Here is an 18,766-nt window from a genome sequence, read left to right as displayed (position 1 = left end):
ATAAAATCTTAATTTTCACATTAATATTTTTTGGCTTTATTTCTTTATTATCACAGGTATTGTATAAAAATAGAACTTCAATTAAATTATTTGTTTATTATTTTGCTTAACTTAATATCTCTTGAATTTACTCCAATTTGAATATCAAATTCTCCTGGCTCTACAGTCCAGTCTTTTTTTGTTGGACTCCAAAAGGCAAAAGCATCATCTTTAAGTGTTATATGTACTTTTTTAGATTCACCTGCCTTTAAAGAAACTCTTTTAAAACCTTTTAGCTCTCTAATTGGACGAGGAACAGAACTTTCCTTATCATGAATATACAACTGAGCTATTTCATCTCCTGAAATCTTCCCTGTATTTTTAATTGTAAAACTAACTTCAACTATTTTTCCTTTTTTTACTTTTAGTTTGCTATATTTAAAATTGGTATAACTTAACCCATAACCAAAAGGGAAACGCATCTCTTCCTTATTTTTATTAAAATAACGGTATCCTACGAAAATTCCTTCTGAATATATATTGCTCTCCTTTTTTTCTTTATACTTACCTCCTTGAAAAATGCTTCCTTTTGGATATTGAGAAGCCGATTTAGGATATGATATAGGTAACTTACCACTTGGATTAACCTTTCCAAATAAAACCTCTGCCATTGCTTGACTTAATTTCTCTCCACAATAAAAATAATTAATAACACCATTAACCTTATCAATCCAAGATGAAGTATCAAAATATGATCCTCCAACCATTACTACAATAACATTTTTATTTACTTTCGTTACTTCATTGATAAGTTTTTCTTGATTTTCTGGTAATCTTGTTGATTTTCTGTCACGACCCTCAGATTCTTGACTTCCTGTTATTCCTACAACCAAAATTACTTGATCTGATTTTTCAGCCAATTCAACTGCTTCTTTAGTTAATTGTTTGTCATCCTTTTTAACATCTGCTAAATCTAGTGCATCTGGCATCAACGTTTTCGCTTCAATTTTCTTTTGTTTCTTCTTCAATTCAATATGACAACCACGAGCATAACTAACTTCCATTACATTCGCAATTTTTGCAATTTCATCAACAGGGTTTGTTACTGCATCTTCAAAATAATAACAACCTCCACTACCTCCTCCTTGAAGAAATTCTGAATAAACACCACCTACATATCGCTTTGCATTTGGACCAATAACTGCTAATTTATTGCCTTTTTTTAATGCTAATGGTAATACATTGTTTTTGTTTTTTAAAAGTACACCCGACTTACGAGCAACTTCCAAAGCTATATTCTGATGTTCTTGACTATGAACAACTTCTTTAGGCTGTTTCCATTTATTATCAAACAATCCCATTTTAAACATGGTAAAAAGTTTATCATAAACTAATTTATCTATTATAGATTCTTTAATTTCCCCATTGTTTACAGCAGCAACTAATTTAGAACCGTACCATTTCGCAGAACTCATTTCTATATTCATACCTGCAAGAGCCGTTGGTACAGTAGATTGTACTCCTTTTCCAAAGTCCGACAAAACAAAACCTTTAAACCCCCATTCATCCCTCAATATATCAGTTAACAGCCATTTGTTTTCACACATAAAAGTACCGTTTACACGATTGTAAGCCGCCATAATATTTAATGCTCCACCTTCAACAACTGCAGTTTTAAAAGCTGGAAGATAAATTTCACGTAAAGTTCGCTCTTCTAACACGTTATTGATATCGTGTCTATTTTGTTCTTGATTGTTCGCTACAAAGTGCTTAGGTCCACTTATAATTCCATTAGCTTGCATTGCTTTCACATGTTCCACTCCCAATTGTGCAGTTAAATATGGGTCTTCAGAAAAACACTCCCAACCTCTCCCACCTAAAGGATGACGAATAATATTTAAAGTTGTTCCCAAATTAAGATTTTGACCCAATGCAACCATTTCTTTTGCAATAGCCACACTTGCACGTGAATACAATTCTGTATCCCAAGTTGCTGCTATACCAATAGGTGCAAGCATATAAGTTGACTTTACCGAAACATCACGGCCAGATCTAACTCCTGTAATACCATGTCCCATAACAAGCGTAGGAATTCCTAATTTTTCATTTCCTTTAGTACCAAAAACACCTGCTTTTTTATCTCCAAATACACCATGTCCATTTCCTAAACCATTTAATTGAGCTACTTTCTCCTCTAAAGTCATTTTAGAAATTAGGTCCTTTGCTCTATCCTCTGGTTTTGTATTTGCATCTTTGTAATTTTGTTGGCCGTTTACTTCTGTACAACTAAAAAACAAAACTAAACTGCAAATAAGTGAAAAATTTGCTACTAATTTGATTAACTCTTTTATTGTTTTCATTCAATTTTCTTTATTAATATATTTTTTAATTTATTAGACTTTTATTCTGCTTCAGAAAAGCATTTTTCAACTTAGCTTTAATTTCTTAATTCTATATTATTAATTATTTTCTTCACCAATATCATTCTTAAAATTATATAGTTCAAATAAAAATTCTAGTCTTTCTGTATGAACATCTTTAATTTATTCAATAGTAAACAGTTTAATTTCTTTAGAACTAATTTCGTTAAAGGGACCAGCTAATGGTAATTTCCCTGTTCTTGTATTTCCAAAAAAGTCCGTATCAATCTTTAAAGAAGTTTCATCAGTATTCTCATAGCTCGCTTCCCCAATGGCTGTAATTCCCAACTTTTCTGTGGTGATCCAATCTGTATTTAGCGCTTTCAATTTCTCTGTTGGCAAATCAATATACAAGTAAAAACCATCCTCTTTTCTATCTAAGTGCACTTTTGCCTGTTGTTTTGTTACTATACTTCCTGCCTCATCTTTATATGGTTTTGCTTTATTATAGTATATATTTTGGCCAATGTAGACAGGATAACTAAACCAGGTAGTTTTTTTACCTGTAGCTGTTTTACCTATATAAGTATCATAAATACCATCATAATAAACCGGATAATCGTTAAACGCATCCAATCCGGAAGCATCCAATTTTTTAGTTAAATCCTCATTTGAAACGAATAGATTGTTATAAAAACGATGATCTCCTCCTCCAATAGCAGCAACACCTTTTAATTTTGTTGAATGAGGTAATTGATACGGAGTATATCTGTGAAGAATTGGCAACGTTCGCATAGTTCCCCCAAATAAATTATGCACCGCAGCTACACCATGAGAAGCAGTAGTTAATGAACTATGTGAAAGCATAATATTATTATCAATAAGCGTTGGCCCGTGAGAAACTTCTACAAACACATCTTGCCATTCATTATTTGCAAACAAATTTCCTGTAATTCGGGTACCTTCTGCCTGCCAATCTAACCATATAGCTTTGTAGGTATTTATTACATAATTATGAGCCACCAATACATCTATGGGAGCATGTAATTTAATACCTGCTACCTCAGCACCAAAGATTAGTCTTTTATTATTGATATCGTATATTTTGTTGTATGAAATGGTACTAAATGCACACCCCATATGTCCGCAAATCCCTGTCTGACCACATTCATAAATGGTATTGTTGCGAATTGTATGTGACCCAATACGTTCCTTGCTCCATCCTAAATCAATAGCTGTTATTAAGGTTTCGATCTGGCGATGAAATCCTCTCAAATTATTTCTTTTAGAAAATTCATTGTCACCCGAAGCAAATTCTTTTCCTAAACTTATACCTGTACACTTAGAGTTACGAATTACATTGTTTTCAATAACCCATCCTTTACTCCAATGTGGGCCAATTGCACCAATTTGTTCTCCTGTAGGAGGAGCCCATTGGGTAGCGACCTGTGAAATATAAAACCCTTGAACAATAATGTAATTTACACCTGTTTTCTTCGGAAAGAAACAAGTTGGACGTACATTGATTTCAGTAAGATGTTTATTCGGATTAACACCTTCTCCAAAATTTGCATAAATAATTGTTACATCATCCTTCACCTCTGCAAACCATTGCAACTTTGCAGCTTCTTTGTCTTGTGCTTTTTTATGTGCTATAGGGTTATCTAATTGATGCAATGAGGCTGTTTCATATAAAGATTTTTCATTAAGATATACCTCTCCAAGATGATACTTATTAGCTGTTAATAACCAATCCCCTTTAACGAATCTATCAAATGGATTAAAATCTCCGAAAAGAGAATTATCAACAGTTGTTTTCCAAACATTCTTATTAAATCTCTTCCAATTAGTTACAACCTCGGAACCTTTTATATGAACCTTTTCACCTGAAGCGGCTCTATAAATAATAGGTTTAGTTTTATGATAACCTCCATGCATTGGTGATACCCATTCTCGATAAGTACCTCCTTCAACAGTTACTATATCTCCTGAAATTGCAATATCTGCAGCCTTTTGTATGGTTCTAAAAGGCAATTTCTTTGTTCCTGGATTTTGGTTGGAACCTTTTACAGATACAAAGTATTCTTTTGCGACTAAAGAATTACATATTAATAAAATAGCTATACCTATGAAAATCGATTTTAACTTCATTTTTTATTAAGATTTAAATATTATTCCCCTAATAAATAAGCTATTAATACACTTAGCATATTTTTATATAGAATCATTTATCTAAAAATTGAATTAGACATAAGATGTATGAGATAATAATATTAAGATTAGTTATTTTCAGAGCTAATAATTGCTTGCATATCTTTATCAAAAGTTTCTCCATCAAATGGAACTACTATTATTTTACTACCATGTTTATCATTTCCCTTATCACTTCCTTTAGTTACATCAATTACAGAAAAGTTAAAATGAGTAATATGTCCATTTTCTGTGTAAGCAGTTGGACGCTGTACAATATACCACTCGTCAACTGTACCATCTGTGTATCTAAATATTGATTCATCTTTTCTATAAGCAATGCTACGGTACCTCCAATCTGTTATACCATCTTTAGAAGAAAAATAATATGTTGTTTTTCCTGGCCAATGATTTACTAACATATGATACATTCCTCCACTATACCAAGCTGTAGGATCCTCCATCCGTGTCTGTGGAATCTCAGGCATATCTTTGTAAATTCGATCAGACATAATTTTATATGGTCCTAGAATTCCATTATCACTAATCAAAATAGCTGTAGAACGTCCAACAATCATATAACGTCCATCTTCTCTTGGAATAATCATAACATTAGACATATTTCCTTTTGATGAACCACTTTGGTAACGCGCCAATCCTGGATTAAATCCATTAGGATCAACTTTAATTTCCCCCATCAATTTAAATGGGCCATTTGGGTTATCAGAAACAAACACTTCTCCACGTGTTCTATCGCTAGTAACCATTGCGTAACGCCCGTCAAACATTCGAACCCCAACAACATTATGTCCAAGTCCCTCTTTCCATTCAGGCCAAGTTAATCCTAAATCTTTATAAGGGCCCATAATATTTTCACTAACGGCATGTATTCCTTTAGAATGCTCTTTCCATCCATTACCATGTGGTGCGGTTTGTGTCCAACGACTAGCATACATATGATACTTACCGGAATCATCTTTTACTATACTTCCATCCCAATAGCACCAATTCTTCATAGTAGGATCTTCCAATCCATTTTTGGGATCACGAGGCAAGATAGACTCACCCCAAATTCCTTTATGTACTAAGGGTCCTTGTGGTTCCATTGGAAGTATATATTTTTTAAAATCAACACCATTCCAAGTTTTAGCAATACCCAATGGTGCTTTATCATTGTTTAACTCGAAACGAGTTATTATTCGATTAGAAATACCTGCATCAACATCAGAAGCCCCAGCCTGAATAACACCAAATAACTTATCTGTACTTCCTGATTTAAATGCAACATCACGTTTCTCCCAACGTTTAGACCAATCTGATCCTGATTTAAGATTTTTTAATAGGACAACCATATCCCATAAATTATCTTTAGCTCGGGTTAATGTTATAGATAATTGAAGCAGGTCACTAGTTCCAATAGAAGCGTTGTTTTTGAATCCAATTTCTGGAGTAAAAATTACAGCCCCTACTACATAATCCTCCATTCCTATAGAATGATAATCTCCCCATCCTTTGCGATTAAAAGTTGCCATTAAATTACTTGAACCATTGCCTAGACCTACACGGATAACTTCCTTATCTGCTTTTTTCTTGACTTGGTCATAGGTGAAATTAATTCTAGCCGTTACTGCATCACCAATTTTAGGGGCAGAAATAGCATTAACATATTGTATATAATTAAAAGCTGTTTCTTTTTCTGATGAAACTAAAACTCCTTTTTCACTGCTTTTAAATACTTCATTTCCGTTCGGAGAAATCCAATTTTGACTTTTAATAATACTCTCACCAACAGGATATTTATCTTGTAATGTAAAATCAACTGAATAATTATCAGTATTTTTAGATAGCTTAGAACTGTTACATCCAATTACTCCAAAAATTATAAAGTTGATTATTACTAATTTTAAAAATTTTGTAGTCATACTTTTTTAATATTATTTATACCATCTATAAAAACAGCTTTTTCAATTTATTTTTTCCTTAAAACTATTAACTCGTTCTTTAAATCTTTAATTACTGATTTGTACGTAGGATCCTTATATATAATTTAATTCCTTAGGATCTTTTTAGTATAAATTTTAAAATCAGTTCCTCCACAAATAAAATGTTTAATAAAACTTGGATATTTTACATTCTTTTCATTCATCGTACCAACAAGAGAATCTGGGTATTTTATCATAACAATTTAGTGTAACTAATAATTTAGACATCTAATTTACTACATTAAAAAATAGCACCAAATAACTTTTATTAAAAAGTAACAATATCTGTGCGGTTCTATAAAGTTGAAAACTGTTTAATTTACTTATCAGCTTTTTTTATATCTCCCATTTAAGTTTAAAGTAATCTTGGTTTACATTTATTATTAGGGTTCTCCAATAATGACAATAAACTTTTAACCTCTAATTTTTATTTACCCTTAATTCTGTTTATCCAATTAAATAAGGGATTATTACTTATTGTATTTCTAATTTACCCTATCTAACAAAAGAAACTAAATAACAACTTTTTCATTTAATTAACTTTTACTTTGCTTCCTTTAAGCTAACAACGAAAGTAGATTAAACACTTTAAAAATAAACCTACTATAAAAATTAGCTTAAATAAAAAAAAAGATTAATTTTATTATAATAAAGAAAATCAATTTTAAGATTAATGCTATTTATGAAAAAGTTTACGAAATATTAAAAAACGAGTTTATCTCGACCAACCTCTATTTGTAGCTTAATAGAAAAGAGCTTCAAAAAATACAATTAAATTTTATAATGAGATAAGATTACACTTATCTTTAAACTATAAAACAAGTAATATTGTATATCAATTAAAACCCTAAATTTAATTTTAACCTGGAGCTATATTTCAGGATAAGATAATCCCAACATATTATAAAATTATTCATATTAAAATAACTATGGTTAGAAAAAAAATACTCATAACCGGTGGAGCTGGTTTTGTTGGTTCTCACTTATGTGAACGATTATTAAATGAAGGCAATGAAGTTTTTTCTCTTGATAATTTTTTCACAGGACAAAAAGAGAATATTGTTCACTTATTAAACAATCCTTACTTTGAATTGATTAGGCATGATGTTACAAATCCTTTTCTTATTGAAGCAGATGAAATTTATAATCTTGCATGTCCGGCATCTCCTATACACTATCAATACAATCCTATAAAAACAATAAAAACTTCAGTAATGGGGGCCATAAATATGCTAGATCTAGCAATGCAAATTAATGCAAAAATACTGCAGGCATCTACTAGTGAAGTTTACGGAGATCCTCTTGTACACCCGCAATCAGAATCATATTGGGGAAATGTAAACCCTATTGGTATACGTTCTTGTTATGATGAAGGAAAACGCTCTGCTGAAACTCTTTTTATGGATTATAAAAGACACAATAATGTAAATATTAGAATCATCAGAATTTTCAATACTTATGGTCCTCGTTTACATCCACATGATGGTAGAGTTGTTTCAAACTTCATAGTTCAGGCATTGAAAAACGAGGATATTACTATTTATGGTGATGGACAGCAAACTCGTAGTTTTCAATATGTAGATGATTTAGTTGAAGGTATGATTAAAACAATGGCCGCGCCTGATAGTTTTACTGGGCCAGTAAATCTTGGAAACCCTAATGAATTTACAATTCTTGAACTCGCAGAAAAAGTAATAAAACTTACAGGTTCAAATTCTAAAATTATTAATAAACCTTTACCTTCTGATGACCCTCTAATGAGACAGCCAGATATTAGTCTTGCAAAAAAGGAATTAAATTGGGAGCCAAAAACTGAATTAGATGAGGGCTTAATTAAAACTATTGAATATTTTAAATCAATTATTTAATATTAGAAACATAATGTATAAATCAATAATAAAAATTTGAATTCAAAAAAATTATAGCTCTAATTTTAATTTAAACTGAATACAACTAGTTTTAATCTACTTTATTAAATTTTAGCTTTAACTTTTTTTTTACTTAAAGCTAAAATTGTACATTTATAAAATACCCCCCTAATAATTGCTATTATAAAGTTACCAAAAAACTCAAAATTTTCAGATGCCTTATAGTTAAAGAAAATCTAAATAAATTGACCATTTAATAAATAAAAAATGAACTTGAAAAAAGTTAACTTAATTAAATATAATAAAGTTTTTAGATTACTTTTTTTCTTGTTTGTTTTTTTGTGCTCTTTTGATAGTGTTAATGCAGATGGGACTTCTAAGAAAAACACTTCTCTAAATTATAGTGAGTCGTACTTGGTGTTAACAGATAGTATTAATTTGAATGAGCTCATCACTAACGAGATTGTCTATAACGCTCCTAAATCTGAAATTGTCAATTTTTGTTGGTTTTCAGAAGATTTTTCTAATGAAAAAGTAATTAAATTGAATAAGAGTGCCAAAGTGTTTAAAAATTTTGTGTACGCACCAATGCTAAAAAATAATATTGGCCAATTTAAAATTTCGATTACGATGCCCAAAGATTCAAAAATTTATTATGGATTTTGGATAACGAAAAATACATCTGGAGTTTATCAAGATTTATGGGATTGGCGTAAAGAAAAAGTAACCTTAAACAATCAAGAGCAACTAACGTTTCAAGTTGTTTATTCTCAAAATGAAAAAAGTAAAAAATCTCGAGTAGTGCCATACGGATGGCTTATTTTTCTGATTTTATCACTTTTCCTATTAATTCTTTACTCGTTAAAAGGTTTATGGTTCAAAAATCTTGAGAAAACTTCAATGATTAAAAAGGTGGTTTTCCTTGGCGTAGCTTTGTTTTTATTTCACGTTTTGGCTAGAAGTGAAATTATAAGGTTAAACCCAAAATCTTTGTTCTATGATTGGGGTAATGTAATAAAACTTTTTAAAGCTAGTTTCAAGGATCTCATTTATGTTTTAATATTGATATCTACAGTTATTAGTACATTATTTTTTATTAAAAAGAACAAGCTTCGAAATATTGTTCTTTGGATATTTAAAGTCATAGTATTTATATCTGCATTTGTTGCTTTTACAAACATAACAACAGTAATATTATTGGGTCATCCTTTTAATTATGAATGGTTCTATTATTCTGACTTTTTAGGAAGTGAAGATTCCATAAATGCAATAAAAGAAAATTTAACACTACTTACAATTATAAATCTGGTAGCAATTTCAACGAGCGTTTTTTTATTAGAGAAAATATGGGAATTCATAGACGCCTTCATAAACGCCAATAAATACATAAAACATCCTAGTTATCTACTTGTTTTTTTATCCATAGTATTTTTAGTAACCGCTTCATTTAGACTAGATAAAAAGTACGACAAAGGGAAAGTTGAAAATGCTGTTTTAGCAATGGGAGCTTCAATTATTAATAATGATAAAGTAACCTCTTTTTTTACGCTTCCTTTAGATGATAATGAAAGATTTAAGCCAAGGGAAGGTACTAGTCTTAAAGTAAAAAATTATTCAAAAGAGAAGGCTATTAAAAATGTAATTTTTATAATATTAGAATCATCAGGAGCAAAATATTTTGATGCATACGACGGCAAATATAATATTACTCCTAATTTGAATGCTTATGCCAATAAAGCCATTCTATATAAAAATGCTTATGCCCATGCCCCAGCTACAATGAAATCAATGATATCTCTGTTTGGCGGAATATATCCTTATGTATCTTATAAATGTTTAACCAACGAAAAACCTGATTTTAATCACATCACATTACCATCATTATTAAAAGAGCACGACTATAAAACATCCTTTTTCACATCTGCAGATTTAAGTTATTTGAAAGGAGATCAATTTTTAAAAAATCACCAATTTGACACAATTGAAGACTTTTCTGATATTAATTGTGATAATAATTATAGGCAGGAAATGTATAAGGAAGGTAATGCTATTGACGATTTCTGTTTGACCCAACGTTTTAAGGTTTGGCTAGAAAATAATAGTAAAGACAATTTTTTCTCAACAATTTGGACTGTTCAAGGACATTATCCATATTTCTTTTCACAGGAAGAGGAAGATTTTAATGTTAACAATATTTATTTTAATAGATATTTAAACACCATTAAACATTGCGATCAGATGATTGGTGATATTATTGAGGTTTTAAAAGAAAATAAATTATTCGAATCAACACTAATTGTTGTAACTGGAGACCATGGAGAAGCTTTTAATCAGCATAATAACCACGGTCATGCATCAACTATTTATGAAGAAAACATAAAGATTCCATTGTATTTTATAAACCCATTACTTTTTAATGGAGAACAGCGAGAAGATATTGTTTCAATGAAAGACATCGCAGCAACAACTTTAAAATTATTAGATATTGAAGTTCCACCTACATGGCATGGAAGGGATATCATTTCTACACATCACGATGAGGTATTTTTTTTCACCCCATACTCGGATTATTTGTTTGGTTATCGAAAAGAAAATAAAAAATTTATTTTTAATGAAACTACAAAAACTGTTGAAGTTTTTGATTTGTTAAATGATCCTGACGAAAAGTTTAATATTGCAAATGAAATTACGGAATTAGAAATAAATAGTGCAAAAAAACGCATTGCTTCTTGGGTTCAATACCAAGATAAATTCGTGAATGAAAATTTATTAAACTAAAAAAATGTTAAAAAAAGTAATTAAGCATTGGAAGAAAATACTAACAGTATCTTTTATTCTTATAATTTTAAGCTCACCATTTTTATGGAAGTATAGGTATCATTTAAAAAACTTGTTTGATTTAAACCTAAACAATACCATAGAATTAGCAAACAATTCAAAACTGTTTGCTGTTTTTTCTTTTAAGGATTTAAATAAATCTCAGTTGATAGAAAAATCAGTTCATTATAAAATTAAACTAGTTAAATCATCAGCGATTAATATAAATAGGAATGAAATAAAAGATATAAATAATCCTTCAATCCCTTTAATATTTACCATAGAAACATGGAGTGTAAACAGCTATTTTTCGTTTAAACAAGATGAGATGAAATCATTATATAATGGAAAATATGATAAACTTATTCAAGAGTTTTGTGTTTCTATTATTGGTGACAGACCAAATGTTTACTTTAGATTAAATCCTGAGATTGAAGTTCCTAGTTTTACTTACCCATGGCAAGGCTATGTTCTCTCTTATCAGAAGGCATTTGAGCATTTAACAAATTTAACCAACTCCTATGCTCCTCAGATTAAGCATATATTTGGTGGAGCAGGGTACCCCGGAATTTTAGAATATTACCCAGATGATAGGCAAGTTGATATAGCTTCGGTAGTATTATCTTCCAAATCTGAAAAACGAATAAATTATTACCCCAAATATAGTTCTATATATTACGATTTATTTAGAAGACTACATAGATTGAGATTTTTAGATAAACCTATTTTTGTGTTTGGCTCTCCAAAGGATGATAAACTAAACATTACTCAAGAATTGCTAGACTCTATGAAAAAACAAGTGTATTCAGAAAAGGAAATTATTTATTCTGAAGATAATTTTATAACACCAAAAAGTGAAACTAAAAGGTCTTTTCACAATACATTTGAATTTGGACTCTATGACCCAAATGATTTACTTAATACCGAAACATCTGTTTCAACAGAACATCTTTTTATCGATTTTTCTAGTTTGTATAATGGCAATTTTGAAAAAGATTTTAAAAATGTCTTAGCCCGAAATCATGATGTAATAGTAACAATTGAACCTTGGGGCTCCAAAGGAAGAAACGATATGGATGTGCTTAAAGATATGCTCAAGAATGAATATGATGATGAAATAAAAAAGCTATATTCGATAATTTCGCAAACTTCCAAAAAAGTTTATTTAAGATTTGGACATGAAATGGAAATCCCCATAAAAAGATACCCATGGCAAAGCCAAAATCCAATTACCTATATAAAAGCATTTAGATACTTTATGTCTTATAAAAACACACTACCATCTCATATAAAAAGAGTTTGGGGACCTGCAGGAGATAGGGGTTCAATAGAGTTTTGGCCTGGAAATGACGTTGTAGATATCATAAGTTTTGCAATATATGGGTTACCAGATAAAAATATAACAGACCCCAATAAGCAGAAATCATTTGAATCTATTTTTAACATGAAAAAAAGAAGAATAAGATTTTTAGATAAACCTATTTTTATAACCGAATTTGGAGTTAAAGGGCCTGATTCTTATCAAAGAAAATGGATAGAAAATGCTGCAAAAACTCTTAAGAACGATTCACAAGTAATAGGTGCTAATTATTTTAACATGTCTGACACACCTAAAGCTTGGGGTGATATTGAGCCACCAAATTGGAGTATTTCTAAAGAAACTTTAAACCATTTTATAAATACTCTAAATAAAGAATGAAATTTAATAATGGAGAATTCTTTGTAAAATAAGCAATTTTAAGAAACAAAGATTGAAACATAATATTATAAAGTAATTAAACAACCAATATATTTCTTCCATTTTCTATCCCTTAATATTTATTATTATTATTATTATTATTATTGGATTTGTAATTTCTTATGTGAGCTATAAATTCTTTTGCTCTAAATCTTATATGGGCTTCTGTGTTGTCTAATCTGCAATTATTTTTAATCTGTTTACTTTGGTTTTTTCTATAGTTATTATTCAAAGTTTATTAATTGATTATAGTAAAAAAATATAAACTAAATAATTATTTAATCATTGAAGCTTAAACTCAAAAATCACTTAAATATAATTGGTGTATTTAGTTCAGTTACAATTGAAGCAATAACATTCTCTTTTTTTATTATTGCCAAGTGCAGCCTATATAAATCATGCGACTTAGGTAATTTTAAAACCAATTCAGACCCTTCCCCTATTTCATTTATAGCTAAATAATTACCAAACTCATCACATTTTATTAATGACCATTCATACTTTAAATCCTTATACTTTGATGTAAAACCCCATCCATTATCTTCATTATAAACCACTGCTCGGTAAGTGTTTTCTTGACCATCAAAAATATATTTAGATGGTTTTAAGATATTATACTTTTCATTATTGGAAACTAATTTACTTTTACCAAGTAAAGCTAAAAATTCTGAACATTCAGATTTAAATCTGCCTTTTCTATCTATTAACCCTTTAAAATTAAGATAATTACTTTCATGCTTATCTTGCCACTGACTAACATAAAATGGTATTTCTCTTTCAATTATTTTATGAGTTTTAATAGTTTCTACATCTATTTCACTGAAGATAAAAGGCCTATTTGTTTTTTCTAAAAATTCTATAACATCTTCTAAACCTTCAGCATCTTTTGCTACTAAACCAATAATATCTATATTTTTAATATATTTTAGAATATAATTAATGTGGTATTTAGTTTGTTTATTTACTTCAATATCTAAAACAACTAATCTTTTAGAATCTATTTTTTTTATCCGTTTCAACAAATCTTTAATCCATAATACATAAGCCTCATTCTGGTATAAAAGTTCTGGCTTCTGATAAAAATCTTTTTGATTATATAACACATCATTTTTTATACTCCATCTAAAAATTTGTTTATTATCTTTTAAATAATGTATTTTATTTAATATTTCTTTTTTTAATGCGTTAGATTTTAATGTATCAAGGACAAAATTTAAGTTTTCTGGCACCCAAAAGCTATATGAAATATCAACACCCTTAGCTTTACTTACATTTAGCACATTATAATCATAAACCGAATTACCTAAATAATTAACTGTTTTAATTCCAAGTTTAAATAACTTTTCAAAATCAGAAATTAAATTATTTCTTGTAAGAACATGATAATCTTTATCCCAATTATGTCCCTTTTTAAAATTTACACCCTTTATATTATTAATCTGTTCGGGGTTCTTGTTGTTTTCATACTCACTAATTTCATTACTTCCTTTTTTAAAAGGTTGTAATACATAACTAGGCACTTTTTTATTGTTAAATATATTAACTGAAGTTTGTTTTGATGTTACAGACCAATCCAAATATATGTTTGAACTTTCTCCTTGTGGTAAATTATTATCTACCTTACTATTAAAATAAACTACTGATTTTATTTCATTAAAATCATTTTCTATATTTTGAAATGCACTATCTATCCACTTTTCTTGCACCTCTTTAAATTTAGTATTTTTTAAAGATCCGAATTCAGCTATAATAACCGGTGTGTTAGGAAGTTTTTTAAATTCGTCATGAAAAGGCTTATATAAATCTTTAAAGTAATGATTTATTCCATCTTTGTTTAAATTACCATAATTTAAAATATCAACTCCAATCCAATCTACATAATCAGGACCAGGATAATAGTCTTTAACATTTTCAGCTTTCCAAGGATTCCAAATCCAAATCACATTATCTGCTCCAGAATTCTTGAAAATTTCATAAACATGAACCCAAGCTATTTTAAAGCTTTTACTATCTTTTTCTCCTTCTACATACCAAGGATAAAACGGGTTATCAAATTCGTGCGCAAACCTGATAAAAATTGGTCGGTTAAAACTCTTTAAAACTTTTGCAAAATGATGTAAATATTCATCAAAATGTCCTTCTTCTATTTGTTCATATAAATTTTTATCTAATGTATTTTCATCACTTTCAAAAGAATTTAACCACGGCTCCCATGTAATTAAAGGTATTGAGTTTTGTTTATAAATTGAATCTATTAAAGTTCTTGGAAAATTAGATTCAATATCCTTATTCCAAGCTAAATACAAAGAGATTAAATCAAATTCATCTTCTCTAAATTGAGCTGATTTTTTTAATTCTTTTAAATCTGTTAATCCATTATCATACTTAGGGGTAAAAGTACCTAAATATCTTATTTTATTTTTTGCTTTAATTTCTGGAGAAACACCTTTCCATTTAATATAATCGCCATAATATTGAAGTGACCCACAAGTTAATGCAATTAAAACAACAATAGAAACAACAGATTTATTGAAAATTTTAAAAACTTTATTTCTAATAGTTTTTAAATATGGTTTATCATAATTCTGTAAAGCTGCATTTTCAGCTAAAGGTTTATCGTAAGCAAATTTTAAAGTATACAGCATAAAAAAGGCGTTAATAGCTGCAAAACAAGCCATAAAAATAGTAAATGGCGTAAAGTCAATAGAAAGTCCATAAATTATAGAAAAAACCGATGCTAGTGCCACAACAAGATTAGGTATTAATAACTTAAAACTTGTAACTCCATCACTATTCTTTGGTGTAGGTAAATACGGTACTTTTTTCCCAATTACCGTATAAATAAAACCGAGAAGATAAATCCACCATGTACAAATCATTAAAACACCACCTAAAACGTGAAGCCCCCTTTCACTCTTATGAAGCAACCAACGTTGAACATAAATATGAATACCTACTAAACAAGCAAATAATGGCGCGTAAATAAGTCCAAAATTAGTAATATTACCTTTCCAAGGTAATGATGCATTTAGTAATGATAAGATTGGAATTAAGAAACCAATTAAAAAGAAAATACCTGATAAATAATGTATTGGCAGTAACCCATAATGTAATTTTTGTCGCCAAGTAAAATTTTTAAATAACTTAGGATAAACAGTTGTTAACAAATCTAAAGTTCCTCTTGACCACTTAAGTTGTTGCTTGTAATAAGCAGTTAAGCTTGCAGGTGTTAAACCTCTTGTTAATACTTTAGGTACATAGGTAGATTTCCAGCCTTTAGCATGAAGTTGCATTGCTGTATGCATATCTTCTGATAGTCCTGGAGCGTGGCCTCCAATTGAATCTAAGGCTTTTCGTCTAAAAATACAGTTAGCTCCAATTGCATTTACCGTTCCATAAGCATTCATACACATCATAACTGGTCCATAAAAATGAAATGTTTGTTGTGCCGCTGCTAAAGCTACCTTAGACTCGTCATAATTATAATATGCTTGCACAGATTGTACAAAACCAATTTTTTCATCTTCAAAATAAGGTATAGTTTCTTCTAAAAAATTAGGAAAAGGAACATGATCTGGATCTAATATTAAAGAAATTTCACCTGTTGCTTGTTTAAGTGCATTGTTTATATTTCCTGCTTTAGCATTAATCCTATTGTCTCTAGTTACGTGAATTATATCATTATCTATACAAAACCTTTTAAGATAATCATCGTTAGCTTCATCACACAAATATGTAGTGACAGTATGAGAATGATTTATTTTCTTTATGGCTTTTAAGGTTGTAATTACCATATCATATGGTTCACCAGGAAAATAAGTTGTTAAAATATCAACAGAAAACTTTTTTTTAGGCTCCAACTTTGCAGGAATCGTAATATTCCAATAATGATACCACAAGAAAATAATTCTTAAGGAGTCGAAAATTAAAACAGCCGTTAAAAACCAAAACAGTAATTTATTCTCAATTAATTCTGGTTTTGTGAACCAATAGAAAAAATTAAGAATACTTAATAAACCAAGAATAATAAGTAACCTAATTGTAAATCTATGTTTTCTTTTGGGTCCCTTTATTTTATTTAAATTATTCATTATCGCTTAAGACATAAAAGGGGGTGTTAGTTGAAGCAAAATTGCCCTTATTATCATTTACATTAACAAAAAGTCTATAAGGACCTTCTGTTAAGGGGGTTCTAAAAGTAAAAAAATATTTATTAGTATTTGGTATACCTTCCAAACTTAATAATGGTTTAATTGTAACAACAGAAGAATCATTATCATACCATTTTTCTTTATAAATATTCCATTTATAGGTGTAAGTTGAATCCACTTTTCCATCAAAAAATAAAGTCGCAGATTTTGTTTCATTGGGCTTATAGATTAAATTATCTTTAGCTCCTTTTCCTTCTATCAACATATATTTTATTCTTGCTGAAGTATTACTATCATCATAATTTTTGTTATTCCAAACTGACTCTAAGGCGTAATAAATATGAGATTTCCTTCCTTTTTCATCAAATATGTTAAACCAAGTATGAGTATATTCTTGCTTATACCCCCAATAGAATGCTAAACTACCCAAAGATTTCTTATCTGACTTTATATATAATTCATATTGATCTCTATATTGTTCAGCTTTTTTTGTTGTACTTTTCTCTACAGGAACATGCCAAGCAGTTAATTGTTCTTCTTCCCAAGGGCCAGCATTTCCATATTCGCTTAAATAATAAGGGAATGGTTTTACTAAAAAATTAGCTTTTCTAATATCCGATTCTAAATGCTTTAAATGAGCAAAAATGTTAAAACCAAATAAATCTAATTCAGGAGAATGTAAAAGCATACTAAAGATTTCTCTTTTCGCTATAATAGAGGTAGATACTGGATGATTGGGATCTATGGTATGTATAAGATTTATAAGGTTATTAAAAGTATTTATAAAATCATTTTTTATTATAACATTAGGATATTTAACCTCATTACCTAAATTCCAAAACAAAAGAGCGGGATGATCTTTATACTTATTTACTAATTCTTGAATATTTTGACTTAGCTTAGAAGTATTTTCTTTTATTGAATAAAAGTTATCGTTTTTAAAAAATTTTGGTATATAAATATCAACAATTACTGCTATATTATTAATTTTAGCGCTATCCAATATTGCCTCAAGATTCTCAGTCTCATATACACGAATAGTATTACCTCCAATACTCGATAATTCTTTTAAATACTTTTTTCCTGAAGCGCCTTTTATATAAAAATTTTCACCATTCCTTATAATATTAAAGTTTTCACCATTTTTTTTTATATAGACTGTTTTTTCAGTATCAATCACTTTATCCTTAAATGGAAAAAATCTATAAATCGCAAAAATAAGAAGAAATAACCCAAATATAATAAACGTTAAGCGCATTATTAATTTAATCATATAACCTAAAGCATAATAAATATTAATCTTTAAATTCTTGATGTTTCAAGAATGGTCATAAAAATAAAGATAATTTATTAGACTTAAATAAGTTTCATTCAAATTATAAAAAAATAACACCTCTATTACCCCCCCAAAAAAACATACTAATTATGGATGTCTTGTCCTTAAATATAGGTACTGCTATTTTATTAATTTTCCCAATAAAATCTCTATTAAAATTAAAATAATGATAGATGAAATTACACCAAAAAGATAGCTCAAAAAATCTTTCAGATAATTCAACTTTTTTTTAGGTATCATATTACCAAATCTATAAATTTAGTTTTGTTACGTTAAGTTATTGAGTACAGATTTCTATCCAGCTATTTTACTGAATTCAGCTATTTTTCATACCCATTTGTATAG

8 protein-coding genes are annotated in these 18,766 nt (G+C 29.1%); 3 read left to right on the top strand and 5 right to left on the bottom strand.

Translation table 11 applies throughout. The features are described from left to right. Window positions 1–86: 86 nt before the first annotated feature. The 3 genes from DAD81_RS12285 to DAD81_RS12275 all read right to left on the bottom strand — a co-directional run bounded on the left by DAD81_RS12285 (window position 87) and on the right by DAD81_RS12275 (window position 6,451). Window positions 87–2,339: a glycoside hydrolase family 3 C-terminal domain-containing protein gene (locus DAD81_RS12285; RefSeq protein ID WP_111708564.1), complete on the bottom strand. Its 2,253-nt coding sequence runs from the start codon at window positions 2,337–2,339 to the stop codon at window positions 87–89. 183 nt (window positions 2,340–2,522) lie between these two features. Next, the gene (locus DAD81_RS12280; protein WP_111708563.1) at window positions 2,523–4,490 is read right to left on the bottom strand and encodes a NosD domain-containing protein; all 1,968 of its coding nucleotides are present in this window, start codon (window positions 4,488–4,490) and stop codon (window positions 2,523–2,525) included. 128 nt (window positions 4,491–4,618) lie between these two features. Further along, entirely contained in the window at window positions 4,619–6,451 is a 1,833-nt protein-coding gene (locus tag DAD81_RS12275) for a glycoside hydrolase family protein (RefSeq protein ID WP_111708562.1), read from the bottom strand. A 989-nt stretch (window positions 6,452–7,440) separates the two neighbouring features. Between DAD81_RS12275 and DAD81_RS12270 the strand changes: the two genes are divergently transcribed. The 3 genes from DAD81_RS12270 (at window position 7,441) to DAD81_RS12260 (ending at window position 12,895) form a co-directional block, all read left to right on the top strand. Continuing rightward, entirely contained in the window at window positions 7,441–8,379 is a 939-nt protein-coding gene (locus DAD81_RS12270; RefSeq protein WP_111708561.1) for a UDP-glucuronic acid decarboxylase family protein, read from the top strand. A gap of 267 nt (window positions 8,380–8,646) precedes the next feature. After that, window positions 8,647–11,157, top strand: coding sequence for a sulfatase (locus DAD81_RS12265; protein WP_111708560.1), 2,511 nt, complete (start codon window positions 8,647–8,649; stop codon window positions 11,155–11,157). Window positions 11,158–11,161: 4 nt separating this feature from the next. Next, window positions 11,162–12,895: a glycoside hydrolase family 26 protein gene (locus DAD81_RS12260; protein ID WP_111708559.1), complete on the top strand. Its 1,734-nt coding sequence runs from the start codon at window positions 11,162–11,164 to the stop codon at window positions 12,893–12,895. Window positions 12,896–13,239: 344 nt separating this feature from the next. Here DAD81_RS12260 and DAD81_RS12255 read toward each other — a convergent pair whose 3' ends face one another. Both DAD81_RS12255 and DAD81_RS12250 read right to left on the bottom strand, forming a co-directional pair. Further along, window positions 13,240–17,025, bottom strand: a complete 3,786-nt coding sequence (locus tag DAD81_RS12255; RefSeq protein WP_111708558.1) for a glycosyltransferase — start codon at window positions 17,023–17,025, stop codon at window positions 13,240–13,242. After that, entirely contained in the window at window positions 17,018–18,358 is a 1,341-nt protein-coding gene (locus DAD81_RS12250; protein ID WP_111708557.1) for a glycoside hydrolase family 2 TIM barrel-domain containing protein, read from the bottom strand. The genes DAD81_RS12255 and DAD81_RS12250 overlap by 8 nt, the downstream gene beginning before the upstream one ends. Between the last annotated feature and the right edge of the window lie 408 nt (window positions 18,359–18,766).

It is taken from the genome of Lutibacter citreus (assembly GCF_003260195.1).
Classification (GTDB): Bacteria; Bacteroidota; Bacteroidia; order Flavobacteriales; family Flavobacteriaceae; genus Lutibacter; species Lutibacter citreus.
The sequence above is the reverse complement of the archived record's forward strand: the minus strand, read 5'-3'. Positions and strand labels throughout refer to the sequence as shown.

What these genes read in the sequence shown, in the direction of transcription:
- DAD81_RS12285 (WP_111708564.1), bottom strand. Translation starts at nt 2,339, where the DNA reads ATGAAAACAATAAAAGAGTTAATCAAATTAGTAGCAAATTTTTCACTT.
- DAD81_RS12265 (WP_111708560.1), top strand. Translation starts at nt 8,647, where the DNA reads ATGAACTTGAAAAAAGTTAACTTAATTAAATATAATAAAGTTTTTAGA.
- DAD81_RS12270 (WP_111708561.1), top strand. Translation starts at nt 7,441, where the DNA reads ATGGTTAGAAAAAAAATACTCATAACCGGTGGAGCTGGTTTTGTTGGT.
- DAD81_RS12275 (WP_111708562.1), bottom strand. Translation starts at nt 6,451, where the DNA reads ATGACTACAAAATTTTTAAAATTAGTAATAATCAACTTTATAATTTTT.
- DAD81_RS12280 (WP_111708563.1), bottom strand. Translation starts at nt 4,490, where the DNA reads ATGAAGTTAAAATCGATTTTCATAGGTATAGCTATTTTATTAATATGT.
- DAD81_RS12255 (WP_111708558.1), bottom strand. Translation starts at nt 17,025, where the DNA reads ATGAATAATTTAAATAAAATAAAGGGACCCAAAAGAAAACATAGATTT.
- DAD81_RS12250 (WP_111708557.1), bottom strand. Translation starts at nt 18,358, where the DNA reads ATGATTAAATTAATAATGCGCTTAACGTTTATTATATTTGGGTTATTT.
- DAD81_RS12260 (WP_111708559.1), top strand. Translation starts at nt 11,162, where the DNA reads ATGTTAAAAAAAGTAATTAAGCATTGGAAGAAAATACTAACAGTATCT.